Here is a 25,672-nt window from a genome sequence, read left to right as displayed (position 1 = left end):
TTCCCGGAGATGCCCCTATGCGATTGCCCCGATTCTCCTTGATCATCCTGATATGCGCCTACGTTTCCGAGTACACGGCCTCCTACTACCTGCAGCTGCAGGCGGTCGGCGGCAACGTGTGCTCGCTGACCCTCGTCGCGCTGTTCAAGGGGCTGTTCATGCTGGTCCCCGGAATCGTCTCGTACTACCGGAGCCTGAGCCTCGCCACGGTGTACCACGCCCTTGTGCTCGTGTTCTTCGTGTATTCGGGCATCCTGGCCCTCTCCCCGTTCGCGGACGTCCCCCTCGTGCTGATCGACATCGTGCAAGGCGGGATGTCGGGCCTGATGGCCCTGCTGGCCATCTCGTCGTTCACGGCGTTCCGGCTGGACCGCGCCCGACGGGGGCTGCTGATCTCCCTCGCCGCGGCCACGGCCCTGCTGCCCGCGGTCCACCTCCTCGTCGACATGCCGCAGGAGCGGTTCAGGGAGATCATGCTGTGGGCCTACATGGTGGCGACGGCGCTGTTCTTCCTCGTCCAGGAAAAGCCCCTCGAGCCCTTTCCCTCGGTGCGGAACGCGACCGCGGGCTACGAGGGCACGGGCAGGATCCTCTACGCGCTCTTCCCGACCAGGAGCGTCAGCGTGATCACCGAGCTGCTCGCGCTCATGGTGTTCAATTTCTTCTTCGGGGTGCTCGAGCCGTTCTTCTACTCGCTCGACTACACCTATTACACGGCCGATTCCTCGATGCTCGTCATCGTCGGGATCATCGTCCTCATCCTCGTCCTCAGCTCCATGCCGGCGATCAGGAAGCAGCTCGACGCGATCTTCTTCCTGATCGTGGTCGGCAGCCTGGTCGTCCTGTTCGTGTCCCTGGCGTTCGTCAGCGACCCCGCGGTCGCCTTCGGTGTGATGATCGTCGGCAAGTCCGTCCTGCACGTCCAGATCCTCCTCTTCCTGATCGAGACGTCCATCGAGCGGAGCCTGCCGCCGTTCTTCCGCTACGCGGTGATCATCAGCGTCTTCCTCGCGCTCCCCAACATCCTGGGCAGGCTCCTTTCCGAGCCCATCCTCGGCGCCAGCCTCTCGTGGGACAGCTTCGCGATGTCGCGCATCGCGATAGCGGCCCTGGCCTTCGTCACGCTCGTCGCGGTGGTCGCCCTGGCGCTGGTCGTTTGGCGCAAGGAGCGGCGCGGCCCCTCGGAGGCCGGCGCGCCGGCCGGCAACGCCGACTCCGAAGAGCGCGCGCTGTCCGCGCTGCAGGACGAGTTCGGCCTCACCCAGCGGGAGCTCGAGGTGGCCGCCCTGTACTCGCAGGGCCGCAGCGTCCCCGTCATCAGCTCGATGCAGTTCGTGTCCGAATCGACCGTCAAGACCCATATCAAGAGCATCTACGCGAAGCTGGGCATCCACAGCAAGCAGGAATTGATCGCCCTGATCGCCGACCGGGGGTAAACGCCCGCTCATGGCGAAATCGTGGGCATCGTGTGATCGGAAGGTGACGGGGCGGGATAGCAATCGGTGAACGGTAGGCGCGATAATCCTGCATGAAACGCGCCTTTCGACCCCGTTTTCTGCATGGCGGGGGAGGGGTTTCCACTATTCGCGGCGAACGGTCGGGCGGGCGCCTTCCCGGCGGGAGGAAATCTTCCCAGAAATGAATTGTGCACCTGCACAAAACGTTATACTACGGTCTTCCGGACATTCGGAGCGCTCCTACGGAGCGGCAAGCGAAGCACTCAAAAGGAGGATACGATCTATGAGCGGTGATAACGTAGTTTTGGCTCGTAACACGGAAGAGGCCCCGCAGAGCGACCGTCATGCGCAGACCGTGGCGTTCTCGCACTACAACAACATCTCGGCCCAGCTTCCCATCGACCCCGAGACCGGCGAGCTCGTCGAGGGCGGCATCTTCGAGCAGGCCGAGCAGTGCTTCGAGAACCTCGAGGCCATCGTCGAGAGCATCGACCACTCCTTGAACGACGTCGCCAGGATCACCGTCTTCGTGCGCGACATCCGCGACCTGGTGGCCGTCGACGAGGTGTACCGCGCCTTCTTCACCACCTACGTTCCCGCCCGCACGGTCATGGCCGTCGCGGCCCTGCCGATGGACGCGCTCGTGCAGGTGGAGGCGCTCCTGACCAACGGCGAGGGCACCATCCCCAACGAGCCGCAGGCCGGCGACCTCGTGAAGTACGTGAACAACACGCACAACGCCCCCTACGACGCCCTGTCCTCCCAGACCGTGGCCTTCTCGCACTACAACAACGTCACCGCGCAGCTGCCCATCGACCCCGTGTCGAACCAGATCGTGGTCGGCGGCGTGGCCGAGCAGGCCGCGCAGTGCCTGAAGAACATCAAGGCGATCCTCACGAGCATCGACGTCCCGTTCGACGACATCGTCAAGGTCACCGTCTTCCTGAAGAACCTCTCCGACCTCGACGCCGTGAACGACGTGTACACGCGCTTCTTCCCGGATTCGGGCATCGCCCGCGCCGTGGCCTACGTGCCCGCCCGCACGGTGGTCGAGGTCGCCGAGCTGCCGATGCACGCGCTCGTGCAGATCGAGGCCGTGGTGTCGCACGGCGACGGCACGCCGCCGCAGGAAGTGGAAGCCCGTCACGGCCTCATCATCGAGGCGAACGACACCGACGCGGCCCCCACGAGCCCGCTCTCCACGCAGAGCGTCGCCTTCTCGCACTACAACAACATCTCGGCGCAGCTGGGCGTCGACGCCGCGTCGGGCAAGCTCGTCGCCGGCGGCGTTGCCGAGCAGGCCGAGCAGGCGTGCAAGAACATCAAGGCCATCATCGAGAACGTCGACCACACGATGGACGACGCCGTCAAGTTGAACGTCTACCTGAAGAACATCGACGACCTCGCCGCCGTCGAGGACGTGTGCGCCCGCTACTTCACCGGCGCTCCCGCGTTCCGCGCGGTGGGCACCGCGGCGCTCCCGATGGACGCGCTCGTGCAGATCGACGCGATCTTCGGCAACGCCGAGGGCACCCCGCCGGTCAAGTAACCTGCCGCACCGCCAGCTGAACGGAAGGGCCGGAGAGCGATCTCCGGCCCTTTTTGCATGACGGCGCGGATCACGGAGTCACGGAGCGGCATCCAACCGCCAACGGGCCGCATACGGCTTTCTGGTCAGGCTGTTCTCATCGAGCTGCTCGTCTATCCTTTCCTTCATCATCTACGAGCATCCGAGAAAGGATACGGATATGAGCATCATCGTATGGATCATCATCGGCGGCTTGGCCGGCTGGATCGCGAACATGATCATGAAGACGGACGGCAGCCTCATCAAGAACATCGTGACGGGCATCGTCGGCGCCCTTATCGGCGGTTTCGTCATGAGCTTCTTCGGCGCCGCAGGGTTCACCGGGTTCAACCTCTGGTCGTTCCTCGTCGCGCTGATCGGCTCGGTGATCCTGATCGCCATCATCAACGTGCTGACCGGCAAGCGCGCCTAGCGCCGCCGCCTCAAAGGCCGGGAGCGGACGCTCCCGGCCTTTTCGCGCTTCACGGCATTGGGATATCCACGCCCCCGACCGTGATCGACGCCACCTCGTCGAGGTCGAGGAACCGGTCGAACATCAGGGACTTGTCGGTGACCGTCGTATGCTCCCCCACCTCGACCGCGCCGCCGCTTTTCTGCGTCGCGTCGACGACGGTGCCGTCCTTCATGTTCACCGTCAGGGGCAGGCCTTGCAAGCGCTTCGATTGCGGCGTGTCGAAGCCGATCGGGTTCACCTCGATCGGGAAGTCGATCATCAGGTCGACCGACAGGCTCAACGGCGAGATCGTGATCGCGTTGATCGTGGCGGTGCCCTCGTCGAACGCGAACGTCTGACCAGCCGGCACGTTTCTCGACAGGTCGGCGCAGTTGGCGAGGAAGCTCATCCTCCAAGCGCCTTCCACGAGGGTTCGCGCCTCGCCGTCCTCGTCGAGCGCCATGAGGTCGAGCAGCTTCACGCGCACGGGCTTGCCGAGGAAGCTGCCGCCGCCGTGCGTGTCGATGGTGCTCGCCTTCACGAACTGGATGGCGTTGTCGTCGGGGTCGGCGTCGAAGAAGTACGAGGTGGTGCCGCGCGACGGAGCCCCGTCGATCGTGACGGTTGCCAGGTTCCCGAACGTGAGCGCCAGCGTGCCGTCCTCGTTCTCCCGGATACCCTCGAACGCCGTGCCGTCGTCCTTCGCGACGGTCAGCACGACGAGGTAGTTGGACCGGTCGCCCACGATAGCCTCGGCGGTGACGGTGACGCCGTTCGAGGACGCCTGCGCGACGGGCCGACCGACGCCGTCGACCACCTCGGTCGCCGGAGGCGTTTCCGCCTTCGCGGGCTTCTGGCGATCCAGCATCCCGGAGGCGTACGCCGTGCAGCCGACCACGAGGGCGAGGACGGCGGCGGCGGCTATCGCGAGGGTGCGGGTTCGGCGGGACGTGCGGCGGGGCCGCTCGGGCGCGGCCGCGGCCTCGACGGCCTGCGCCAGGCGCCGCGTGGCCTCGGGGGAGAACCGCAGCTCGTTGAGGGCTTTCCGGTACTCATCGATCATCGTCTGCTCCTTCCAGCGCGGCGCGCAGCTTGGCGCGCCCGCGGCTCAGATGCGCTGCGACGGCGTCTTCGGTGCGGCCGGTCATCTGCGCGATCTCGCGCGCCGTGTACCCTTCGTAGTAGTGCAGGTACAGGGCCTCCCGGTACGCTTGCGGCAACGCCATCACCGCGTCCAGCACGTCGTCGTCCGGCGCTTCGGGCGCGGCGGCCTCGGCCGCGGCGTCGAGCGCCACCGACGTGCGCCGCCGCCCGCTGCGCAGCACGTCCTTGCAGGCGTTCGCCGTCGTGCGCACCACCCAGGCGCGCTCGTGCTCGGCGCTCTCGAACGCGCGCCCGCCCTGCAGCAGCTTGATCAGCACGTTCTGGCAGATGTCCTCCGCGTCGTGCGTGGACTTGAGGTACGTGTAGCTCAGGCGCAGGATGAGGTCGGCGTACGTGCGCACGAGCCGCTCCGCTTCGCTATCGGGTTGTCGCTTGCGCATAAGGGTCCGTTTCCTGTCGTCCTTCGGGCAACGTCGCTTCACCTGCGATACGATCCAGAGGCCCGAATCCTGACAGCGCGGGCGAGATTCCTAGGAGAATTCCCAAAAATCCTGGATGAGCTCCTTGCGGTTCGAGCGCTCGGCCTTCTGGAGGATGTGGTGCATGTGCACCTTGACGGTGCTCGGCGCGAGGTGCATGGAGGTGGCGATGTTCTGGTTGTCCTTGCCCAGCAGCACGAGCCTGAGCACCTCGGCCTCGCGCTTCGACAGCTGGCGCGCCGCCGCGTAGGCCACGAGGTTCTGGTCGATGAACGTCTCGAGCGACGCGCCGCCCTGCGTGGGCGGCTCGGTGCGCCGCAGCGACAGGTTCCTCCACGCGCCCGTGCAGGCCGCGAACGCGCAGCACAGCACGAGCGCGTTCTCGGCGAAGTTGCGCTCGGGGAAGAAGGGCAGCGCCTGGCCCCCGGCCACGTGCGGGTCGATGATCAGCAGGAACACGACGTTCTCCAGCAGCACGCACGTGACGAGCGCCCAAAGCGCGCCGTACAGCGCGCGGTGGCGGCGCATGCGCAGCCGCAGCACGTCGTCGCGCGTGCCGATGTAGCGGGCGGCGAGGTAGACGAGCATCGCGTACAGCAGGGCCTCGCGCATGCTGTAGAACAGGAACTCCTGGCCGTTGCCCGCGGGCACGAGCAGCAGCACGGCGGCGCTCGCCAGCGCGAACACGGCGCCCGGGACGTAGCGCACCGCGGGCCTGCGCTCCTCCAGGTACTCGCACAGCACGAGCCAGAACGACACGAGCGCGCCGCCGCCGATGAGGATGGAGGCCACGGGGCTGCCGATGAAGAAGGGGGAGGCGGACGATTCGGCCGCGCGCTGCATGAGGAAGTCGTCCTGGAACACGAGCGCCACGTCGAAGAAGTAGAACAGGAAGCCGGCGAACGCGTAGCGGTACGCCTTGTTGCGTGTCACCAAGTACGAGGCGAGGCACGTCGCCGCCGTCAGGATGACGGCCAGCAGCACGATGAGCGTGTAGTAGAAAAGCCCGAGCCCCAGATCCATGCGCGTCCTCGTTCGTCGTCGGCACCACGCGCCCCGAGGGGCGCACGTCTCGAACAGTATAGACGATTCGCCGCAACGCGCCAGCTCAAACGCCCCTACAACCGAAATACACCCGCTCCTACCACCAGGTTAGGACTGCCCGCGCACCCGCTCGCGCGACACGATGGGGCCAACGTCCGAAGCGTATCGAACGAAACGACGAAGGTAGACGAAAGGGGACCAGCGCATGTCGACGGAAGCCGCACTGCCCACCAGCACCGCCTCGCCCAAGGAGGACCCGCCCAAGAAGAAGAGGAAGCTCAGCTTCCCCACCGCGTTCACCATCCTGTTCGCGCTCACCATCGTCGCGGTGGCCGCCACCTGGTTCGTGCCGGCGGGCCAGTACGCGAAGCTGGCGTACAACCCCGACGCGGGCACGCTGCAGATCACGAGCCCGCAAGGCGAGGTCAGCGAGATCCCGGCCACCCAGGAGGAGCTCGACGCCATCGGCGTGAACATCGGCATCGACCAGTTCACGTCCGGCGCGCTGTCCAAGCCCATCTCGGTGCCCAACACCTACGAGCGCCTGGAGCAGCAGCCCAAGGGCATCGCCGACATCACGGTGAGCATGGTGTCGGGCACGGTGGAGGCCGCCGACATCATGGTGTTCATCCTCGTGCTGGGCGGCCTCATCGGCGTCGTGAACGCGAGCGGCGCGTTCGAGTCGGGCCTCATGGCCCTCACGAAGAAGACGAAGGGCCACGAGTTCCTGCTCGTGTTCCTCGTGAGCGCCCTCATGGTCCTTGGCGGCACCACCTGCGGCCTCGAGGAGGAGGCCGTGGCCTTCTATCCCATCCTCGTGCCCATATTCCTGGCGCTCGGCTACGACTCCATCATCTGCGTGGGCGCCATCTTCCTGGCCGGCTCGATGGGCACGACGTTCTCCACCATCAACCCGTTCTCCGTGGTCATCGCCTCGAACGCGGCGGGCGTGAACTTCACGCAGGGCATCGAATGGCGTATCGCCGGCTGCATCGTGGGCGCCGTCGTGGTCATCGCCTACCTCTACTGGTACAGCCGCAAGATCAAGGCCGACCCGACGTTCTCCTACACCTACGAGGATCGCGAGAAGTTCGCGAAGCTGTACAACGTGGAGACGGGGGAGACGAAAGAGGCCAGGAAGAGCGGCTTCACGCTGAAGAAGAAGGCCATCCTCGTGCTGTTCGTGGCGGCGTTCCCCATCATGGTGTGGGGCGTCGTGAGCCAGGGCTGGTGGTTCCCTCAGATGGCGGCATCGTTTCTGGCCATCGCGATCATCATCATGTTCCTGTCGGGCATCGCCGAGAAGAAGGTGGTGGACGCGTTCATCCACGGCGCGTCGAGCCTCGTGGGCGTGTCGCTCATCATCGGGCTCGCGCGCGGCATCAACCTCATCATGGAGCAGGGGCTCATCTCCGACACGCTGCTGTTCTGGTCGTCGGGGCTCGTGCAGGGCATGACCGGCCCCATCTTCATCATCGTCATGATGTTCATCTTCTTCCTGCTGGGCTTCGTGGTGCCCTCGTCGTCGGGTCTGGCCGTGCTGTCCATGCCCATCATGGCGCCCCTGGCCGACACCGTGGGCATCCCGCGCTCGGTGGTGGTGTGCGCCTACCAGTGGGGCCAGTACGCCATGCTCTACCTCGCGCCCACCGGCCTCGTGCTGGCCACGCTCACCATGCTGGACATGAAGTACTCCAAGTGGCTCAAGTTCGTGTGGCCCATGGTGCTGTTCGTGCTCATCTTCGGCGGCATCCTGCTGGTGGCCCAAGTGCTGGTGTACGGAGCCGCGTAAGGACGCCGCGGGCGAAGGCGGGAGCGTTTCCCGCCTTCGCCGGGCGTGCCGCCGCTAGCTCCTCAAGGCGACGACGGGGTCCTTTTTCGCGGCCATGCGGGCGGGCACGTAGCCGGCCGCCAGGGTGAGCGCGACGCTGACGGCGATCAGCAGCAGCGCGTAGGCGGCGGGGAGCGAGGCGATGCCGTCCACGCCCAGCAGCGAGCTGACGACGGCGTTGATGGGAATGCAGATCAGCAGCGTGGCGCCCACCCCGATGATGCCGGAAGCGAGGCCCTCGATGAACGTCTCGGCGTTGAAGATGCTCGTGACGTCGCGCTTCGAAGCGCCGATGGCGCGCAGGACGCCGATCTCCTTCGTGCGTTCGAGCACCGAGATGTAGGTGATGATGGCGATCATGATGGACGACACGACGAGGGAGATCGCGGTGAAGGCGATGAGCACGTAGCTGACCGTGTCGACGATGGTCGTGAGCGAGGACGTGAGGGTTCCCACCATGTCGGTGTAGGTCACCTTCTCCGCATCGCTGCCCGCCTGGTCGTTGTAGGAGGAGATGAAACCCTCGATCGTCTCCTTGCCCTCGAAGTCCGCCGGGTACAGGGCGATGCCCGAAGGCTGGTCGATCGTGCAGTACCCCAGGGCTTCGAGGACGTCCTCGTAGGTGGACGGCGTGTCGTCCGACATCCGCGCGGCGAACGCCGCCAGCTGGTCGTCGGACAGGGAGGCCGCCGCCTCGCCCGCGTCCGGCGTTCCCGCGTCCGCGGGGGAGAGGGTCGCCGCGCCTTCCGCGGCCGGGTCCGCTTCGCCGCCGTCGAACGCTTCGCCGGTCAGCACGTTCGTGTCGGGATCGGCGAGCTGCTGGCGCACCACGGCGCTCGACGCGGTCTCGTCCATGAGGCGCTCGACGAGGTCGCCCGTGTACGCGACGCCGCTGCTCCCCTGCGAATCGTCGGTGAGCCTGAGCACGCCGGAGATGCGCACGGGGACGCCCGCCTCCTCCATCTTGGAGGCGAGGAACCCGCCGTCGCCGCCCTTGTCCACCCAGGCGCCGCCCTCGGTTCTCGCATAGCGGTCGCACGGCGCGAGCGCGGTGAACTCCAGCCCCAGCACGTCGTCGTAGGAGAAGCTCTCCTGGGGGTCGTCGTAGTCCTCGCCGTTCTCCACCGCGGCGACGAGCTCGTCCATGCGATCCGCGTCCATGAGGCCGAGCGTGTACAGCGTGTAGTCGGAAACCTGCCCGTTCCGGTCGATCACCAGGGCCGCCTCGCCGGCGGAGGCGGGCCACGAGCCCGCTTCGAGCGTGTAGCTCGCCTCGCGGAGCGCCTCGTCGTCGGGCAGCTGCGCCCAAGCCGAGCTGGCGGAGCCGCCCAAGGACGCCACGGCGCCGACGGGCGAGGCGGAGGCCATGGCGGAGGGGAGGCCCGCGGACTCCGAATCGCCCGTGAGGGACGAGGGGCTCGCCTGCACCGCGTCGCCGTTCTCGTCCAGGCGCATGATCTGGGGCGTCAGGCCGTAGCGGTACTCGACGGCGGAAAGCGACCCCTCCACCTCGCCGTAGTTCGCCTTCAGGTACGCGTCGAAGGCGCCCAGGTCGTTGACGGCGCTCATCTGCTCGCTGCGCTCCACGCTGTCGGCCACGATGTTGTTGGAGACGATGTCTCCCGCGGGCGCCTCCCCGTCGTCGCGGCCGGCCGGCGCGCCTCCGGACGCCATCATGCTCGACAGGTCGAACGTCTCCTTCTCGAGCTCGATGGGATACGATCCCATGGTGTCGGTTTCCAGCTGGGAGATGTAGTCGTTCATGCCGGTCGACAGCGACAGGATGAGCGCGATGCCGATGATGCCGATCGCCCCGGCGAACGCGGTGAGCAGCGTGCGCCCCTTCTTGGTGACGAGGTTGTTCAGCGACAGGCCCAGCGCGGTGCCGAACCCGAGCTTGGTGCGCCGCGGCTTCGCCGTCGGCTTCCCCGCCCGCGACGAGGCGATGGCGGGAGGGTTCGTGTCGGAGACGACGCGGCCGTCCTTGAGCCGTATGATGCGCGACGCGTAGCGCTCGGCCAGGTCCGGGTTGTGGGTGACCATGATGACCAGGCGGTCCGAGGCCACCTCCGCCAGCAGGTCCATGATCTGGACGCTCGTCTCGGAGTCGAGGGCGCCCGTGGGCTCGTCGGCCAGGATGATGGAAGGGTCGTTCACCAGCGCCCGGGCGATGGCCACGCGCTGCATCTGCCCGCCCGACAGCATGGCGGGCTTCTTGTCCAGCTGGTCGCCCAGCCCCACCTTCTCGAGCGCCGCCGTGGCGCGGGCGCGCCGGTCGGAGCCGCCCTCGCCCGATATCTTCAGCGCCATCTCCACGTTGGCGAGCACGCTCTGGTGCATGATGAGGTTGTAGCTTTGGAACACGAACCCCACGCTGTGGTTGCGGTAGGCGTCCCAGTCGGCGTCCTCGTAGCCGGCGGTCGAGCGGCCGTCGACGAGGAGGTCGCCCGACGTGTAGCCGTCGAGGCCCCCCAGTATGTTGAGCAGCGTGGTCTTCCCGCATCCCGACGGGCCCAGCACCGCCACGAACTCGTTGCTGCGGAAGTCGACGGTCACCTCCTTCAGGGCATGGACGGCCCCCGAGGCTACCGGGTAGTCTTTGGCGATGTTCCTGAGCTGAAGCATTGCTTCACGTCCTTCGAACGGTATCGAGCGGATGTTGTCCCCGCCAGGTTATCGGCGCTTCTTTAACTGTCGTTGAACCGCGCCTTCACAACGGCTTCACCGCCGCGTGCGACAATGGCGGCCGACGGGGCGGAGACGACGAGAGGCGGCAAGCCCATGGTGCGGATACTGGTCGTGGAGGACGACGACAGCCAGCGCAGGCTCATGTGCTCCGTGCTCGAGCGCTCGGGATACGCCGCGCTGCCCGCGAGCGACGTCTCGCGCGCCCTGGAGGCGTTCGACCACGTCGTCGTCGACCTGATCGTCCTCGACGTCATGCTGCCCGGGAAGGACGGGCTCTCGTTCGCGCGCGACCTGCGCGCTTCGGGAATCGACCTGCCCATCCTCATGGTCACCTCCAAGCGGCTGCCGGCGGACAAGCGGGCGGGCTTCCTCGCCGGAACCGACGACTACCTGACGAAGCCGGTCGACTTCGACGAGATGCTGCTGCGCATCCGGGCGCTGCTGCGGCGCTCGAAGATCGCGAGCGAGCGCAGGCTGACGGTGGGCGCGGTGACGCTGAACGCCGACACGCTCACCGTGACGCGCGGCGAGGATCGCCAGACGCTGCCGCAGAAGGAGTTCCAGCTCCTGCACAAGCTGCTGTCGTACCCCAACCATGTGTTCACGCGCCGCCAGCTCATGGACGAGATGTGGGGCGTGGACTCGGAAAGCCAGGAGGGCACGGTGAGCGTGCACGTCACGCGCCTGCGCCGCCGCTTCGAAGGCTACCCCGAGTTCGAGCTGGCGTCGGTTCGGGGCCTGGGGTACAAGGCGGTCGTGCACGCGGACGGCGGCCGGCCGTGAGGCTGCTGCGGCGCGTCGGCCTGTCGCTGATCCTGTCGCTGGCCTTCATGGCGGCGTTCCTGCTGTCCGTCGCCATCGTGTTCGCGATCACGGTGCTCGTCGTCGGCGCGCCCTCGCCGGACGATCCCGATTTCCGCATCATGATGGAAGTGCTCGTGGCCTGCACCCTCCTGGGCACGCTGCTGTCGCTCGTGCTCACCCGCTTCCCGCTCAAGCCGGTGCACGCCATCTCGAAGGGGATCGACCGGCTCTCGCACGGGCACTTCGACGTGCGGCTCGACATCAGGCGGCCGGCGGAGTTCAAGGAGCTTTCCGACGGGTTCAACCGCATGGCCGAGGAGCTGCAGAGCGTCGAGCTGCTGCGGTCCGACTTCGCGAACGACTTCTCCCACGAGTTCAAGACGCCCATCGCCTCCATCAAGGGGTTCGCCGAGGAGCTCCTCTACAACGACGGCCTGACGGAGGGGGAGCGCCGCGAGTACCTGCGCGTGATCGCCAAGGAGTCGGGCCGGCTCGCCAAGCTGTCGAACGACGTGCTGGACCTGTCGCGCCTCGAGCGGCAGAAGATCGTCGCGGACCGTTCGCGGTTCGACCTCGCCGAGCAGGTGCGCCTGAGCGTGCTCGTGTTCGAGCGGCGGGTGGAGGAGAAGTCGCTCGACCTCCGCATCGACCTCGACGAGACGGAGGTCGAAGGCGACGCGGGCCTGCTGGAGCAGGCGTGGATCAACATCATCGACAACGCGGTGAAGTTCACGCCGCGGGGCGGCTCGATAGCCGTGTCGCTCGGACGGGAGGACGGCTGCGTGGCGTTCGCCTGCTCGGACGAGGGGTGCGGCATGGACGAGCGCACCGTGCGCCATGCGGCCGACCGGTTCTTCCAGGGCGACGAATCGCGCGCGACGCAGGGCAACGGCATCGGGCTGAGCCTCGTGCGCCGCATCGTCGAGATCCACGAGGGATCGCTGAGCATCGAGAGCAGGCCGGGGGAGGGCACCGAGGTGAAGGTCCGCCTCCCGCTCCCCTGAGGTTGCGCGGCGGGGTCGGCGGGCAAACCGAACGGCGCGCGTCATCCTTTATGATCGGCGCGGCGTATGCTACCGTGTCGATCAGCCGTTCTTTTGCCGTCCCGACCGCATCGAGGTGCAGCATGCAGATGGAGTCGCTCTCGCTGTTTCTTGCCGTCGCCGAATCGAAGTCCATAGCCAAGGCCGCCCAGCGGCTCTACATCACGCCGCAGGGGGCGAGCGCCGCCATCATCGCGCTGGAGAAGCAGCTCGACGTGCGGCTGTTCGACCGGTCGGGCGCCGCGCTCGAGCTCACGAAGGAGGGCGAGGCCGTCGCGGCGGAAGCCGAGCGCGTGGTCGGCTCCTATCGCAGGCTGCAATCGGTGGCCGCCCTGCAGGGGGGCTCGCCCGCTTCGCGCGAGCGCTTCCGCGTGGTGGTGTCGCCCTTCGCGAAGCGAACCCTCGCCCCGGTCATCGAGGAGTTCGGGAGGATCGGGGACGACGACCGGGTCGTCGACCTCGTCGAGGCGAGCGTGTACGACATGGCGCGCCGCTACGACCGCCTCGACGCGGGCACCCTGTACGTGCTCGACCTCCCCATGGACCTCGGCATCGTGGCGGGCGACCTTCCGCCGGGCTTCCTCGACGCCGTGCTGAACGACCCCGGATTCTTCGAGCCGTTCCTCCTGTCGAGCTTCATGCTGCGCTGCGCCGACGGCAGCGCCTACTCCAAGAAGCCGTGGGTGCGGTGGTCCGACCTCGACATGGACAAGATAGCGTGCCACAACGACGCGTTCCTCGAGCAGATGATCCGCCATTACCTGGGGCGCGCGGGCGACGGGGAGCCCGGGATGAAGGTGACCAACCCCGACCTCTTGGACGCCGCGGTGCGCGAGCAGGGGATGGTGAGCCTGTTCGGCTCGTTCCCCGTTATCTTCCGGGAGCGCAACCGGCAGCCCACCGGCGGCGTCGCGGTGGAGCTGAGGCCGGAGGCCTCGTTCGTGACCGGCGTCGTGGGCGGGGCGGGCAACGCCCAGGCCTCCGCGTTCCTGCGCTTCATGCAACGGCTGCTCAGACAGTCCTTCTCCTCGTACATGCGGCGCAACGACCCGGACCGCTTCTTCGAGGAGAACGGCGCCGCGCGCCCTTGACGCCTCCCACCTGCGGCCGCAAGACTTCGATGGGGCGGCCGCAAGAACTCCTTGCTGTTCGACGGTGCCCGGCGCGCGTAGGCTGGGATCGTTGGAAGGAACGACGACAAGGAGGATGGAATGGGCGAGGAGAGAATGGTCCTGTCGAGGCGGCACCTGCTCATGGGGATGGGCGTCGGCGCGGCGACGATGATGGCCGGCCTGGCCGGATGCTCGGCCGCCGAGCCGAAGGGTTCCGCCGCGGGCGGGCAGGAAGGCGCGCCGAGCGTCCTCAAGGAGGCGACCGAGACCGTCGAGGCCGACGTCGTGGTGGTGGGCTCGGGCATCGCGGGCATGTCGGCGGCCATCACGGCGGCCGAGGAGGGCGCCAGGGTGGTGCAGCTGGAGAAGCAGAGCATCCTCGGCGGCGGCTCGAACTTCGCCGAAGGCGTATTCGGCATGGGGTCGGACCTGCAGAAGGAGGCCGGCGTCACGGGGGACTTGGCCGACCTGCTGGCCATCGAGATGGAGTTCCAAAAGTACAAGGTGGACTACACCCTGTGGAAGGGCGTGCTCGACGGCGCGGAGGAGAACCTTCTGTGGCTCATCGACCAGGGGGTCGAGTTCGTCGGCCTCAACGAGGCCGTTTACGGGAACCTGCGGACCCAGCACCTGTACAAGGATCACCGCGGCGCGAACATGATCGCCAAGCTCGAGGAGTCCGCGCGGGCCGCCGGCGTCGAGACGCGGCTGAGCACGCCCGCGAAGCACCTGATCGTGGAGAACGGCGCGGTGGTCGGCGTGCAGGCGGAAAGCGGCAAGGACGTGGTCGACGTCATGGCGAAGGCCGTGATCCTCGCCACGGGCAGCTCCGGATCGAACTGGGAGATGTTCGACGAGCACACCTCGCGCAGCTCGAAGCACTACATGTGGTGCGGCGCGCAGGGCATCGAGGGCGACGGCATCAAGATGGCGATGGAGGCGGGCATGGGGGCGTGCTACCGGCTCATGGCCCCCATCGTGGGCACCACCGTCGAGCCGCTGGGCTTGACGTCGCAGCTGGCGGCGCTGGGCGCGTGCAACCCCATCGCGCTCTGGGTGAACCAGGACGGCGTCCGCTACATGGACGAGGGCCAGGTGCGCAAGGTCATCACCGCCCCGAACGCGCTCGACACCCAGATCGTGTCGTACTCCATCGTCGACCAGGACCTGTTCGACACGCTGGTGGAGCACGGCGACCCCAACGTGGGCTGGGGCTTCTACGTCCCGCGCGGCACGGCTTTGAGCGAGGCGCCCGCCGAGCTCGAGAGGGAGCTCGAACGCGGCACGGACACCATATTCAAAGCCGATTCCCTCGCGCAGCTCGCCGAGCAGCTGTCCATCGACCCCGCGGTGCTGCAATCCACCGTCGACGAATACAACGGCGTCGTGGACGCCCAGGTCGATGCGATCCACCGCAAAGACCCCAAGTACCTCACGCACAAGGTGTCGACGCCGCCCTTCTACGCCTTCCACGTGGTCGGCTCGAACGTCAACATGTTCGGCGGCATCCACGTCAACTCGGAATGCGAGGTGATCCGCGAGGACGGCTCGACCATCGAGGGGCTCTACGCCGCCGGGCTCGAGTGCGGAGGGTTCCAGGGCGAGACGTACGGCATCTCCATCCCCTCGTCCTGCCAGGGCATCGGGCTGTCCACCGGCCGGCGCAGCGCGAAGAACGCGGCGCGGCGGGCGCGCTCGTAGGCTGCGTCCGCAGGCGGGCTTCCGGGTTGTGATCAGCGGCTTGGTCACGTATACTGGTGCTCGCTCGGGATGACCCGAGCCTTGCCGAGCGTCGAGCCCCTCGCGGGTTGCTCCGCCGGCGAGCCCGTCTGCCGGGACAACCCGGGAAACCATCGAGCATGCGGCCCGCCCGACGATCCGCCCGTTGCGGCCCGCCGCGCGGCGGGCCGCATGCTCGCGCACGTATGGAGCGAAGCGAAACATGCACGGAACCGAAGAGAGCACGGACGGCGCCCTCGCGCCGAAGAGCGACCAGAAGATCGACCGCCTGGGCACGGAGAGCACGTTCAAGCTGCTGCTGGAGTTCTCCATCCCGGCCGTGGTGGGCGTGCTCGTGCAGATGCTGTACAACGTCATCGACGCGGTGTACGTGGGGCACGCGGTGGGGGCCGACGGCCTGGCGGCCACGACGGTGGCGAACCCCATGATGACGGCCATGATCGCGGTGGCCATGCTCGTGGGCGTGGGCGGCAACGCGTTGGCGGCCATCAAGCTGGGGGAGCGCAGGAAGGACGTGGCCGAGCGCGTGGTGGGGAACAGCTTCGTCTTGCTGCTCGTCGCCACCGTGGTGCTGTGGGTCGTCGCGTTCTTCGCGCTCGAGCCCATCCTGCGCTACTCGGGCGCCGACGATTCCGTCCTGCCGCTCGCGCTCGACTTCATGACGATGATCGTCGCGGGCTGCCCGCTGCAGTTCATCGCGTTCGGCATGAACAACTTCATCCGCACGGCCGGCCACCCCAACCGCGCGCTGGGCTCCATGCTCATCGGCACGGGCGCGAACGTGGTGCTGGGCTACCTGTTCATCATCGTGCTCGACGGCGGCATGCGCGGCGCGGGCCTGGCAACCGTGTGCTCGTGGGCGCTGTCGGCCCTGTTCGTGATGCAGTTCTTCCTCAAGAAGGACTCGCCCATGCCCCTGCGGCGCCCCTCGATCGCCCTCGACCCCCGCATCGCGCTGCGCATCTGCGCGCTCGGCATCGCACCCTGCGTCATGGAGCTGGGCTTCGCCGTGTCGTCGATGATCGAGAACAACCTGCTCGTGCTGTACGGCGCCTCCGATGCGCTCGGCGTGGACGGCGCGCTGGCGGTGATGCGCGTGCTGTCGGCCGTGGGCCTGTTCACGTTCATGCCGGCCATGGGCATCTCGATGGGCGCGCAGCCCATCATCGGCTACAACTACGGCGCGCGGACGTTCGGCCGCATGAAGCGCGTGCTCGTGCAGGCCATCGTGCTGGGCATCGCCATCACGACGCCCCTGTGGGCCACGGTCATCCTCGCGCCCGACATGTACGCGCACCTCTTCGGGCTGCCCGAGCAATACATGGGCGAGACGGCGTGGGCGCTCGTGCTGTACCTCCTGTTCATCCCCATCCTGCCCATCCAGACCATCGGCTCGAACTACTTCGACGCCACGGGCCAGGCGGTGAAGGCCACGGTGCTCACGCTCACGCGCCAGATCCTGTTCCTCATCCCGCTGCTCGTGTTCTGCCCGATCTTCCTGCCGGAGGTGCTGCCCATCACGGCCCTCGAGAGCGTGTGGCTGGCCCCTTCGATATCCGACATCACCTCCACGCTGCTCGTGTCGGGCTTCCTCGCGCTCGAGTGGCGCCGCTTGCGCAAGCTGGAGGCGGGGGAGCGGCGGAAAGCCTCGCAACGGCCATAGCGCACGGCTATCGCGCCATTGATGTTGTGCACGTGCACAATTGAAGAAGCCGAGGTGACAGGCGGAAAACGAACGGGCGACGGGATGCCGTTCGCCAAGGGCATTTCGCCGTTGGGCGCGTCCGTATTCACCGTTGACGCCCTTTTACCGAGCAATCGCCTCCGGAAAGGCCCTGTCATCCGACCGTGCGCTTTTCTCTGGTAGAGTGGCGAAGCGGGCGATATCGCTCGCTTCTATTGTTCAAGTGCAATCGGTAAAGGTAAAGGGGGAAGCTACGTGGCTATGCTCGGGTTTTTAATCCTTTTCCCGCTGGTCGTTGCTGGCGTTCTGCTAGTCGTGCGCAACAACCGGGCGAGAAACGTGATTGTGGGCGCCTCCGCGCTCGTCATCGGACTGGCGTCGGTGTGGCTCGTCGTATCCTATCTGGGAGCTCCGTGGATAACGTATGATTTCTACTCCCCGGTGGTCGATTACATCTGCATGGCCGTCAGCGTGCTCATCGCCGTCGCCATCCTGTTCTTCGGCATCAAGTACAAGAACGTGTGGGCCTGCGTGCTCGCCCTCGTCCAGGTGGTGGGCTCGCTCGTGTTCGAGTTCGGCTTCGCCCACGACATCCTCGTGACCGAGGGGCTCTACCTCGACTCGCTGTCGCTGCTCATGGCGTTCATCATCGGCGTCATCGGCTCCGGCATCTGCGTGTACGCCCTCGGCTACATGGAGGACTTCCAGGCGCACGAGCCCGAGGGCGCGAAGGACCGTCGCCCGACGTTCTTCGCCCTCATGTTCGTCTTCTTGGCCGCGATGTTCCTCATCGTGTTCTCGAACAACATGCTGTGGCTGTTCACCGGCTGGGAGATCACCACGGTGTGCTCGTTCCTCCTCATCGGCTTCACGCGCACCGAGGAGGCCATCAGGAACGCCTTCCGCCAGATCATCATGAACATCCTCGGCGGCATCGCCTTCCTCGTGGCCCTGTACGTCATGGCCATCCAGTTCAACACGCTGTCGTTCCTCGAGTTCCTGCAGATCGGCATCGCCAACCCCGGCCTCGTCGTGCTGCCGGTGACGGCGCTCGCGTTCGCCGGCCTCACGAAGGCCGCGCAGATGCCGTTCCACACGTGGCTGCTCGGCGCCATGGTGGCGCCCACGCCCACCTCGGCGCTGCTGCACTCCTCCACGATGGTGAAGGCCGGCGTGTTCATGCTCATCAAGCTGGCCCCCATCATGATGGCGTGCCCCGTGCCGTCGGTCATGGTCATCCTCGTGGGCGGTCTCACGTTCCTGTTCTGCTCGTTCATGGCCATCTCGCAGTCCAACGCCAAGCGCGTGCTGGCGTACTCGACCATCGCCAACCTCGGCCTGATCGTGGCCTGCGCCGGCGTCGGCACGCCTGAGGCCGTGTGGGCCGCGACCTTCCTCGTGCTGTTCCATGCCATCGCGAAGTCGCTGCTGTTCCTGTGCGTCGGCACCGCCGAGCACCACATCGGCAGCCGCGACATCGAGGACATGGACCTCCTGTTCGAGCGCATGCCGCGCCTCGCGCGCTTCATGATGCTCGGCATCCTGTGCATGTTCATCGCCCCGTTCGGCATGCTGCTGGCCAAGTGGGCCACGCTCGTCTCCTTCGCCGACACCGGCCAGGTGGCGCTCATCGTGATCCTGGCGTTCGGCTCCGCGGCCACGTTCATGTTCTGGGCGAAGTGGCTGGGCAAGCTCTCCGGCATCGCCGCCCGCCCCGAGAACGTCGAGGTCAAGGTGCACACGAGCGAGTGGGTGGCCATCATGGTCATGGCCGTGCTCGTCATCCTGTGCTGCGTGGGCCTTCCCATCATCTCGTGGACCGTGGTGGAGCCCTACATCTACAGCGTGTTCGGCACCGTCGGGCAGGACATCTCCTCGTCCAACCTGTGGATCGCCTCCATCCTGTCGGCGTTCATCGCCGTGGTGCTGTTCGCCGGCCTCGGCCGCTCGAAGGCCAAGAAGGTCGACATCTACCTGGCGGGCGTGAGCTGCGACAACGCCGAGCGCACGTTCTCGAACTCGCTGTCGGGCGAATCCACCGCCTCGGCGCGCAACTGGTACCTCGAGGGCATCTTCGGCGAGAAGCGCATCTCGCCCTTCGGCACCGCGTGCTGCACCATCATCATCGTGATCGCATTCGCGGCGGCGGCCGTGGGCGTTCCGGGACTGTTCTAGGAAAGGGTGTGATCTGACATGACCATGCTGTTCGCTCTCATCGGCACCCTCGTCTTCGCCATCGTCGCGCCGGTCCTGGGATGTTTGCTCGCAGGGCTCGACCGCAAGATCTCGGCCCGCATGCAGGGCCGCGTAGGGCCCCCGCTGCTGCAGCCGTACTACGACGTGCGCAAGCTCATCGAGAAGGACAACGTGTCGGTGAACTCCACCGAGGGCACCTACATCACGTGCGCCCTCGTGTTCACCCTCATCGCCGGCGGCATCTTCTTCTCCGGCGGCAACCTGCTGATGAGCGTCTTCGTCATCACGCTGTCGGGCCTGTTCTTCATCGTGGCCGCGTACTCCACGCGCTCGCCTTACGCCGAGATCGGCGCGAACCGCGAGACGCTGCAGGTCATGGCGTACGAGCCCATGGTGCTGTTCATGGCCGTGGCGTTCTACATGGCGGCCGGCACGTTCAACTCGGCCGGCGTGTTCTTCCTCGACATGCCCGTCGTCACCAACATCTGGCTCGTGTTCCTGGGCTTCCTGTTCGTGCTCACCATCAAGCTGCGCAAGTCGCCGTTCGACCTGTCGTACTCGCACCACGCGCACCAGGAGATCGTCAAGGGCATCACCACCGAGATGAGCGGCAAGACGCTCGCGAAGGTGGAGATCATGCACTGGTGCGAGAACATCCTGTTCCTCGGCTGGACCGCGCTGTTCTTCCTCTGGGGCAACCCGCTGTCCATCGTGCTGGCGCTCGTGGTGGTGGCGCTCGTGTACTTCCTCGAGATCTGGATCGACAACAACTTCGCTCGCGTGAAGTGGCAGGCCCTGCTGGCATCGGCGTGGGGCGTGGCCCTCGTCGCGGGCGGCGTGAACATCGCGTTCCTGGCCTACCTGTAAAGGAGCTGCACCTATGACGTATGCAACCAAATCACCGTGGGTCATCCACTACGACGGTTCCAGCTGCAACGGCTGCGACATCGAAGTGCTGGCCGCGCTGTGCCCCGGCTTCGATGTCGAGCGCTTCGGCATCATCAACACGGGCAACCCCAAGCACGCCGACATCTTCCTCGTCACGGGCAGCGTGAACGAGCAGAACATCAGCGTGGTCCAGGAGATCTACAACCAGATGGTCGAGCCGAAGGTGGTCATCGCGTGCGGCATCTGCGCATGCTCGGCCGGCATCTTCCACGACTGCTACAACGTGATCGGCGGCGTCGACCAGGCCATCCCCGTGGACGTGTACGCGCCCGGCTGCGCCGTGCGTCCCGAGGCCATCATCGACGCGGTCGTGCAGGGCCTCGGCATCCTGGAAGAGAAGTCGAAAGCCCTGCAGGCACAGAAGAAAGGGGCCTAGATCATGACCCTGCAATCCGAGTTCATCCCCCTGACCGTCGAGGGCCTGCCGGCGCTCGCGGCCGAGAAGAAGGCCGAGGGCGCGCGCTTCGTGCAGATGCTGTGCGTGAACACCGAGGACGGCATCGACCTCGTCTACTCGTTCATGAAGGACGGCGTGCTGGCGAACCACGAGATCAAAGGCGTGAAGAAGGGCACCGTCGTGCCCAGCGTCACCGATCAGTTCCTGGCCGCGTTCGTGTTCGAGAACGAGGCGCACGACCTGTTCGGCGTGGACATCAAGGGCATCGCCATCGACTTCGGCGGCAACTTCTACGCGCTCGCGCAGAAAGAGCCCATGACCATCGTCTCGCCCGAGCAGCACGCCGCCCGCGAGAAGGCCAAGAAGCTCGCCGCCGCCAAGGCGGAGAAGGCCGCGAAGGCCAACGCGTCGTTCGTCGCCGACCATCCCGACGCGAAGCCGAAACGCGAGGGCGTCATCGAGCCGTCCGGCGACGACGATCTGGAGACGCGCCTGGCCGGCATGGATCCCGAGAAGGTGGCCCGCGTGCGGGCCGGCATCGCCGCGAAGGCCAAGAAGGCCGCGGCCGAGGCGGAAGCAGCCAAGAAGGCGGCCGCCGACGAGAAGATCGCGGGCCTCGACCCGGAGAAGGCCGCCAAGGTGAAGGCGGCGCTCGAGGCCAAGGCCGCGCGCGAAGCGGCGAAAGCAGCCGCTGAGAAGGAAGGAGAGTAGCATGGGAAAGGCGACCGTCATCCCGTTCGGCCCCCAGCACCCGGTGCTGCCCGAGCCTTTGCACCTCGACCTCGTGGTCGAGGACGAGACCGTCATCGAGGCGGTTCCCCAGATCGGATTCATCCACCGCGGCCTCGAGAAGCTCGTCGAGACGCGCGACTACAACCAGTTCATCTACGTGGCCGAGCGCATCTGCGGCATCTGCGCGTTCGGGCACTCCATGGGCTACGCCGAGACCGTCGAGAAGCTCATGGGCGTCGAGATCCCCACGCGCGCCGAGTACCTGCGCGTCATCTGGCACGAGCTTTCGCGTGTCCACTCCCACGTCCTGTGGATGGGCCTCGCGGCCGACGCGTTCGGCTTCGAGAGCCTGTTCATGCACTGCTGGCGCCTGCGCGAGCGCGTGCTCGACATCTTCGAGAAGACCACGGGCGGCCGCGTCATCTTCTCGGTCGTCAAGGTGGGCGGCGTGGTCCGCGACATCGACGACGCCCAGTTCGCCGAGATGAAGCGCGTGCTCGAGGGCATCAAGGACGACTACCGCCAGCTGTGCAACGCCTTCCTCAAGGACACGTCGGTGAAGAACCGCACCGTGGGCGTGGGCTACATCAGCCACGAGGACGCGCTCGCCCAGAGCATGGTGGGCCCGTTCGCCCGCGCCTCCAACGTGAACTACGACGTGCGCATGCTGGGCAACGGCGGCTACGGCTTCCTGAACGACTTCCAGCCCATCCTCGACGGCCAGGGCGACTGCTACGCCCGCGTGAAGGTGCGCGCCCTCGAGGTGCTGCAGTCCATCGACATCATCGAGGAGATGATCGTCAAGATCCCCGCCGGCGACATCGCCGTCGACGTGAAGGGCTCGCCCGCGGCCGGCGCCGAGGCGGCCAACGTGGTGGAGCAGCCCCGCGGCGAGTGCTACTACTACGCGCGCGGCAACGGCTCGAAGAACCTGGAGCGCATGCGCATGCGCACGCCCACGTCGCAGAACCTCGCCGGCATGGCCACGGCGCTGGCCGGCTGCGATCTGGCCGACGTCAACATGATCGTGCTCACCATCGACCCCTGCATCAGCTGCACGGAAAGGTAGGAGGACCATGGGAAGCTTCAAGCTGGGAAAGATGACCCTCGGGGGCCTGTTCAAGAAGCCCGAGACGCTTCTGTATCCCGTTCAGACGAAAACGCCTCCTCCGGGCCTCAAGGGCCACGTGGTGAACGACGTCGACCGCTGCATCCTGTGCGGCATCTGCCAGAAGCGCTGCCCCTGCGCCGCCATCACGGTGGACAAGCCGGCGCGCACCTGGACGATCGACCGCTTCCGCTGCGTGCAGTGCGGCAGCTGCGTGCGCGAGTGCCCGAAGGACTGCCTGACCATGGAGCCCACGTACACCCCGCCCGCGACGAGCAAGCACGTCGACGCCTTCGAGGTCCCGGAAACCAAGAAGACGGCCTAAGCGCCGCCTGGCGATCGCCCTCGAGCAGCCCCGTCCGAGTCGATTCGGACGGGGCTGCTTTGCTTTTGCGTTTGCATGCGCGCTCGCCCGCCGCGGACACGCGAATCGGCCCGAAGCATGCAATTTTTTCGTTTTGCGAACAAATGGCGCGCAGGGCTGAGAGATTCGGAAAATGCGTTTCGCGTTTCCCCAGGTGAGAGGATCGGGAGTTTTCTCGGCAACGCAGACCTCCCTTCACCTCCGTCGAAAACGTTCGCAAAACGAAAAAATTGCTTAGAATCCGACGGTTCGCGTGTCGCCCTGGCGGGACTCGGTCGGGATGCGGGGTAGCCGCTTCCTCGCATCGCTTCTAATTGTATTCGCGTCGGTCCACGATTAACGCACGACAAGACTTCTTTCGGAATCTCAACTTCATCTTACTCGCTCAGAATGGAACGGATCGGCAGCTCTGTCCTATCCTGATTGTGCGATGATCTGAAAGGGGAAATCATGAATGAAAGCAAGGAGACTCGCATGGTGAAGGAGCAGGGGCCCGCGGTGACGCGGCGCGGGTTCGTCAAGGGCGCCGCGTTCGCCGGCGCGCTCGTCGCCGCCGGCACGGCCGCAGGATGCTCGCCGAAGGCATCGGAGGAAGCGGGAGAGGGAGGGCAGAAGAAGGCTCCCGAAGAGCAGGTCTACCTCAACAGCTGCCACGGCAACTGCGGCAGGAGCTGCGCCTGGGACGTGACGGTGCGCGACGGCTACATCGTCAACGCCGAACCGCACTGCTACGATGACGATCCCGAAAACGTTCACCGGGGCGGTTGCAACCGCGGCCTGCTCAACATCCAGCGCATCTACGATGCCGACCGCCTCAAGTACCCCATGAAGCGCGTCAACTCCAAGGAGGAGGACGAGCCGGAATGGGAGCAGATCTCCTGGGACGAGGCGATCGACCTGATCGCAACCAAGTGGCAGGCGATCATCGACGAAGTAGGGCCCGAGGGCATGGCGTTTTGGAAAACGTACGGCTCGACCGGTTATCTGAGTGGACACAGTTTCGGCACGTGGGGTCGACTGCTGCGCTCGCTCGGCGCTTGCCAGGTCTTGACCGGTGGCGATATGGCCACTATCAAGGTCATGCAGCTTGACAGCGGCGGCTCGAGCAGCTGTACGCCGGTTTCGTTGCGCGAGTGCGAAACGTTCGTGTTCTGGGGCGCCAACGTCGCCGAAACAAGATGGAATGTGTGGCGCTTTGCAAACGACGCAAAGGAGGACCACGGTGCCCAATTCTACTATATTGGGCCTCAGGCTACCATTACAGCTTTGCGGAGCGATAAATACATCCCGATCAAGCCTGCAACTGATGCGGTGTTTGCGCTTTCTCTTATGCAGGTGATCTTCGCTAACGGATGGGAGGACGTGGAGTTCCTCCGCTCGAGTAGCTGCGCACCCTATCTGGTCAAAGAGGATGGAACATGCTTGCGCGAAAGTGATCTCGGGATCGCTGCTAAAGAAGGAGGTTCCGATCGTATATACGTTTGGGATTCTTCGAGCAATTCGGGAAAGCCTATCGACGAAGTATCCGATCCCCTCAATTTAACGTTGTCGGGTACGTTCGAGATCGAAGGAATAACCGTCAGAACCGCCCTCGACCTCCTCAAGGAAAGAGCCAATGCCTATCCTCCGGAGGTTTGCGAGCAGATAACCTCGATCCCCGTTGCTACAACTGAGGAGCTGGCAAGGGTCATCACGTCGACAAAGACGATGATTCAGAAAGCCAATGGCCATGCTCACTACAAGAACTCTCCGCAAACGCATCTTGCCATGGACGCGCTCGTAATGGTCACGGGCAATATGGGGAAGAACGGATGCGCTATCTCGAACTGGTTCGGTACAGGTCCGACGAACAGCGAATGGCTGAAGACGGGGAATCCTGGTCCGTCGATTCCCGACAATAAAATCCTCGATGTTGTAGAAACGGGAAAGCTGGGAGAGAAGAGCATCCCGCTCAAAGGCCTCATTACCTATGCCGGCAATATCATCGGCAGCGCTGCCGATCGAGCAGCGTTCGAGCAGGTGTTCAAGAAGCTCGACTTCGTGGCCGTTGCGGAGATCCGTATGACCGACTCGTGCAAATACGCCGATCTCTTGCTGCCCGTCTGCCATTGGTGGGAACGCGACGACGTGATCAACGCCGGTTTGGCGTGCCCTTACACGAGAATAGCCGAAAAGGCCGTCGAACCTCCTTACGAATGCCTCTCCGATTACGAGGTCACGCGCAGGATCGCCGAGAAGATGGGGGTTGAGAAGTACTTCCAAGGAACCGATCGGGATCAGCTCTCCCAGGCCTTCGATAGCGACAGCAACAGAGATGCGGGTTGCACGTACGAGGATCTGGTGGAAAAGAAGACGATCAAGATTTTTGAAGACGTCTCCTTCTCTCCGGCGGACGGCAAGTACGCAACCGAGAACGGCCGAGTCAACTTCCTGCTCGACCGGCCAACTCCCTATGTTGATTACGGCCAAAAGATCGATCCGCTCGTTTACGGCCTCCCCGATTTTGCCGAAACGGCCGAAGTGCTTGAAAGCAGTCCGCTCGCCGAGAAGTTTCCCTTGGTGTTTCTCACGCCGCATACGAAGTACGGCACGCAGACGACGTTTCACCATGCGCCATGGCTGCACGAGATTATCTCCGAGCCGGAGATTCATATCAACCCGATCGACGCGAAAGAGCGAGGAGTGGTCGATGGTGACTACCTGCGGGTGTTCAACGATCGCGGGGAAATCGTCGTTCGTGCGAAATACGATAGCGCCATGATGCCGGGCGTGACGAGCCTGTTCCACGGATGGTCGGAAGACTACTTTAAAAAGGGACACTACCAGTACCTCAGTTCTCTGACCAACAGCGACGACTTTACCAACAACTCGAGCTATTTCGACGTTCGCGTGCAAATCGAAGCGTACGAGGAGGCGTAAG

At 65.6% G+C, this 25,672-nt stretch carries 20 protein-coding genes; 16 read left to right on the top strand and 4 right to left on the bottom strand.

Annotated elements, in window-relative coordinates; translation table 11 throughout:
* Positions 1 to 17 precede the first annotated feature (17 nt).
* From H8S61_RS02030 to H8S61_RS02020, 3 genes are all read left to right on the top strand, one after another.
* Complete coding sequence (locus H8S61_RS02030; protein ID WP_186937779.1) at positions 18 to 1,436, top strand: helix-turn-helix transcriptional regulator; 1,419 nt, start codon at positions 18 to 20, stop codon at positions 1,434 to 1,436.
* A 304-nt stretch (positions 1,437 to 1,740) separates the two neighbouring features.
* Complete coding sequence (locus H8S61_RS02025) at positions 1,741 to 3,006, top strand: RidA family protein (protein ID WP_186937778.1); 1,266 nt, start codon at positions 1,741 to 1,743, stop codon at positions 3,004 to 3,006.
* Positions 3,007 to 3,205: 199 nt separating this feature from the next.
* A complete protein-coding gene (locus H8S61_RS02020; protein WP_154331965.1) occupies positions 3,206 to 3,457 on the top strand; it encodes a GlsB/YeaQ/YmgE family stress response membrane protein in 252 nt (83 codons plus the stop codon).
* Positions 3,458 to 3,506: 49 nt separating this feature from the next.
* Here H8S61_RS02020 and H8S61_RS02015 read toward each other — a convergent pair whose 3' ends face one another.
* From H8S61_RS02015 to H8S61_RS02005, 3 genes are all read right to left on the bottom strand, one after another.
* On the bottom strand, positions 3,507 to 4,541 hold the full coding sequence (locus tag H8S61_RS02015; protein ID WP_186937777.1) for a DUF4179 domain-containing protein: 1,035 nt from the start codon (positions 4,539 to 4,541) through the stop codon (positions 3,507 to 3,509).
* A complete protein-coding gene (locus H8S61_RS02010; RefSeq protein WP_160941499.1) occupies positions 4,531 to 5,022 on the bottom strand; it encodes an RNA polymerase sigma factor in 492 nt (163 codons plus the stop codon). The genes H8S61_RS02015 and H8S61_RS02010 overlap by 11 nt, the downstream gene beginning before the upstream one ends.
* 90 nt (positions 5,023 to 5,112) lie before the next feature.
* Positions 5,113 to 6,084: a helix-turn-helix transcriptional regulator gene (locus H8S61_RS02005; protein ID WP_186937776.1), complete on the bottom strand. Its 972-nt coding sequence runs from the start codon at positions 6,082 to 6,084 to the stop codon at positions 5,113 to 5,115.
* 226 nt (positions 6,085 to 6,310) lie between these two features.
* Here H8S61_RS02005 and H8S61_RS02000 point away from each other — a divergent pair, with 226 nt between their 5' ends.
* On the top strand, positions 6,311 to 7,897 hold the full coding sequence (locus tag H8S61_RS02000) for a YfcC family protein (RefSeq protein ID WP_186937775.1): 1,587 nt from the start codon (positions 6,311 to 6,313) through the stop codon (positions 7,895 to 7,897).
* Between the two features lie 54 nt (positions 7,898 to 7,951).
* On the opposite strand, the gene H8S61_RS01995 is transcribed toward H8S61_RS02000, so the two are convergent.
* A complete protein-coding gene (locus H8S61_RS01995) occupies positions 7,952 to 10,561 on the bottom strand; it encodes an ABC transporter ATP-binding protein/permease (protein WP_186937774.1) in 2,610 nt (869 codons plus the stop codon).
* A gap of 156 nt (positions 10,562 to 10,717) precedes the next feature.
* On the opposite strand from H8S61_RS01995, the gene H8S61_RS01990 reads away from it, so the two are divergent.
* From H8S61_RS01990 to H8S61_RS01940, 12 genes are all read left to right on the top strand, one after another.
* Positions 10,718 to 11,407 carry a response regulator transcription factor gene (locus H8S61_RS01990; protein WP_160941502.1) on the top strand — a complete coding sequence of 230 codons (690 nt, stop codon included), beginning with the start codon at positions 10,718 to 10,720 and terminating at the stop codon, positions 11,405 to 11,407.
* Complete coding sequence (locus H8S61_RS01985) at positions 11,404 to 12,432, top strand: HAMP domain-containing sensor histidine kinase (protein WP_186937773.1); 1,029 nt, start codon at positions 11,404 to 11,406, stop codon at positions 12,430 to 12,432. Before H8S61_RS01990 ends, H8S61_RS01985 begins: the two co-directional genes overlap by 4 nt.
* Before the next feature lie 122 nt (positions 12,433 to 12,554).
* Entirely contained in the window at positions 12,555 to 13,562 is a 1,008-nt protein-coding gene (locus H8S61_RS01980) for a LysR family transcriptional regulator (protein WP_186937772.1), read from the top strand.
* Positions 13,563 to 13,682: 120 nt separating this feature from the next.
* Entirely contained in the window at positions 13,683 to 15,284 is a 1,602-nt protein-coding gene (locus tag H8S61_RS01975) for an FAD-dependent oxidoreductase (protein ID WP_186937771.1), read from the top strand.
* A 241-nt stretch (positions 15,285 to 15,525) separates the two neighbouring features.
* Positions 15,526 to 16,986: an MATE family efflux transporter gene (locus H8S61_RS01970; RefSeq protein WP_186937770.1), complete on the top strand. Its 1,461-nt coding sequence runs from the start codon at positions 15,526 to 15,528 to the stop codon at positions 16,984 to 16,986.
* A gap of 366 nt (positions 16,987 to 17,352) precedes the next feature.
* On the top strand, positions 17,353 to 19,182 hold the full coding sequence (locus tag H8S61_RS01965; protein ID WP_366457667.1) for an NADH-quinone oxidoreductase subunit 5 family protein: 1,830 nt from the start codon (positions 17,353 to 17,355) through the stop codon (positions 19,180 to 19,182).
* Positions 19,183 to 19,200: 18 nt separating this feature from the next.
* Positions 19,201 to 20,070: a complex I subunit 1 family protein gene (locus tag H8S61_RS17330; RefSeq protein ID WP_160941508.1), complete on the top strand. Its 870-nt coding sequence runs from the start codon at positions 19,201 to 19,203 to the stop codon at positions 20,068 to 20,070.
* Between the two features lie 13 nt (positions 20,071 to 20,083).
* On the top strand, positions 20,084 to 20,527 hold the full coding sequence (locus H8S61_RS01960) for an NADH-quinone oxidoreductase subunit B family protein (protein ID WP_114546267.1): 444 nt from the start codon (positions 20,084 to 20,086) through the stop codon (positions 20,525 to 20,527).
* Positions 20,528 to 20,530: 3 nt separating this feature from the next.
* Positions 20,531 to 21,259: an NADH-quinone oxidoreductase subunit C gene (locus H8S61_RS01955; protein ID WP_154331959.1), complete on the top strand. Its 729-nt coding sequence runs from the start codon at positions 20,531 to 20,533 to the stop codon at positions 21,257 to 21,259.
* Between the two features lies 1 nt (position 21,260).
* The gene (locus H8S61_RS01950) at positions 21,261 to 22,349 is read left to right on the top strand and encodes a hydrogenase large subunit (RefSeq protein ID WP_186937769.1); all 1,089 of its coding nucleotides are present in this window, start codon (positions 21,261 to 21,263) and stop codon (positions 22,347 to 22,349) included.
* A gap of 7 nt (positions 22,350 to 22,356) precedes the next feature.
* Positions 22,357 to 22,713 (top strand): 4Fe-4S binding protein, encoded by a 357-nt coding sequence (locus H8S61_RS01945; protein WP_154331957.1) that lies wholly within the window; start codon positions 22,357 to 22,359, stop codon positions 22,711 to 22,713.
* 513 nt (positions 22,714 to 23,226) lie between these two features.
* Positions 23,227 to 25,671, top strand: coding sequence for a molybdopterin-containing oxidoreductase family protein (locus H8S61_RS01940; protein ID WP_186937768.1), 2,445 nt, complete (start codon positions 23,227 to 23,229; stop codon positions 25,669 to 25,671).
* The last annotated feature ends 1 nt before the right edge of the window (position 25,672 follow it).

Origin of the sequence: Eggerthella hominis, assembly GCF_014287365.1 — a bacterium.
GTDB lineage: Bacteria > Actinomycetota > Coriobacteriia > Coriobacteriales > Eggerthellaceae > Eggerthella > Eggerthella guodeyinii.
This window is presented reverse-complemented; position numbering and strand designations above follow the sequence as displayed.

Coding starts and splice junctions, on each gene's coding strand:
- H8S61_RS02030 (WP_186937779.1), top strand. CDS start 18: ATGCGATTGCCCCGATTCTCCTTGATCATCCTGATATGCGCCTACGTT.
- H8S61_RS02025 (WP_186937778.1), top strand. CDS start 1,741: ATGAGCGGTGATAACGTAGTTTTGGCTCGTAACACGGAAGAGGCCCCG.
- H8S61_RS02020 (WP_154331965.1), top strand. CDS start 3,206: ATGAGCATCATCGTATGGATCATCATCGGCGGCTTGGCCGGCTGGATC.
- H8S61_RS02015 (WP_186937777.1), bottom strand. CDS start 4,541: ATGATCGATGAGTACCGGAAAGCCCTCAACGAGCTGCGGTTCTCCCCC.
- H8S61_RS02010 (WP_160941499.1), bottom strand. CDS start 5,022: ATGCGCAAGCGACAACCCGATAGCGAAGCGGAGCGGCTCGTGCGCACG.
- H8S61_RS02005 (WP_186937776.1), bottom strand. CDS start 6,084: ATGGATCTGGGGCTCGGGCTTTTCTACTACACGCTCATCGTGCTGCTG.
- H8S61_RS02000 (WP_186937775.1), top strand. CDS start 6,311: ATGTCGACGGAAGCCGCACTGCCCACCAGCACCGCCTCGCCCAAGGAG.
- H8S61_RS01995 (WP_186937774.1), bottom strand. CDS start 10,561: ATGCTTCAGCTCAGGAACATCGCCAAAGACTACCCGGTAGCCTCGGGG.
- H8S61_RS01990 (WP_160941502.1), top strand. CDS start 10,718: ATGGTGCGGATACTGGTCGTGGAGGACGACGACAGCCAGCGCAGGCTC.
- H8S61_RS01980 (WP_186937772.1), top strand. CDS start 12,555: ATGCAGATGGAGTCGCTCTCGCTGTTTCTTGCCGTCGCCGAATCGAAG.
- H8S61_RS01975 (WP_186937771.1), top strand. CDS start 13,683: ATGGGCGAGGAGAGAATGGTCCTGTCGAGGCGGCACCTGCTCATGGGG.
- H8S61_RS01970 (WP_186937770.1), top strand. CDS start 15,526: ATGCACGGAACCGAAGAGAGCACGGACGGCGCCCTCGCGCCGAAGAGC.
- H8S61_RS17330 (WP_160941508.1), top strand. CDS start 19,201: ATGACCATGCTGTTCGCTCTCATCGGCACCCTCGTCTTCGCCATCGTC.
- H8S61_RS01960 (WP_114546267.1), top strand. CDS start 20,084: ATGACGTATGCAACCAAATCACCGTGGGTCATCCACTACGACGGTTCC.
- H8S61_RS01955 (WP_154331959.1), top strand. CDS start 20,531: ATGACCCTGCAATCCGAGTTCATCCCCCTGACCGTCGAGGGCCTGCCG.
- H8S61_RS01950 (WP_186937769.1), top strand. CDS start 21,261: ATGGGAAAGGCGACCGTCATCCCGTTCGGCCCCCAGCACCCGGTGCTG.
- H8S61_RS01945 (WP_154331957.1), top strand. CDS start 22,357: ATGGGAAGCTTCAAGCTGGGAAAGATGACCCTCGGGGGCCTGTTCAAG.
- H8S61_RS01940 (WP_186937768.1), top strand. CDS start 23,227: ATGGTGAAGGAGCAGGGGCCCGCGGTGACGCGGCGCGGGTTCGTCAAG.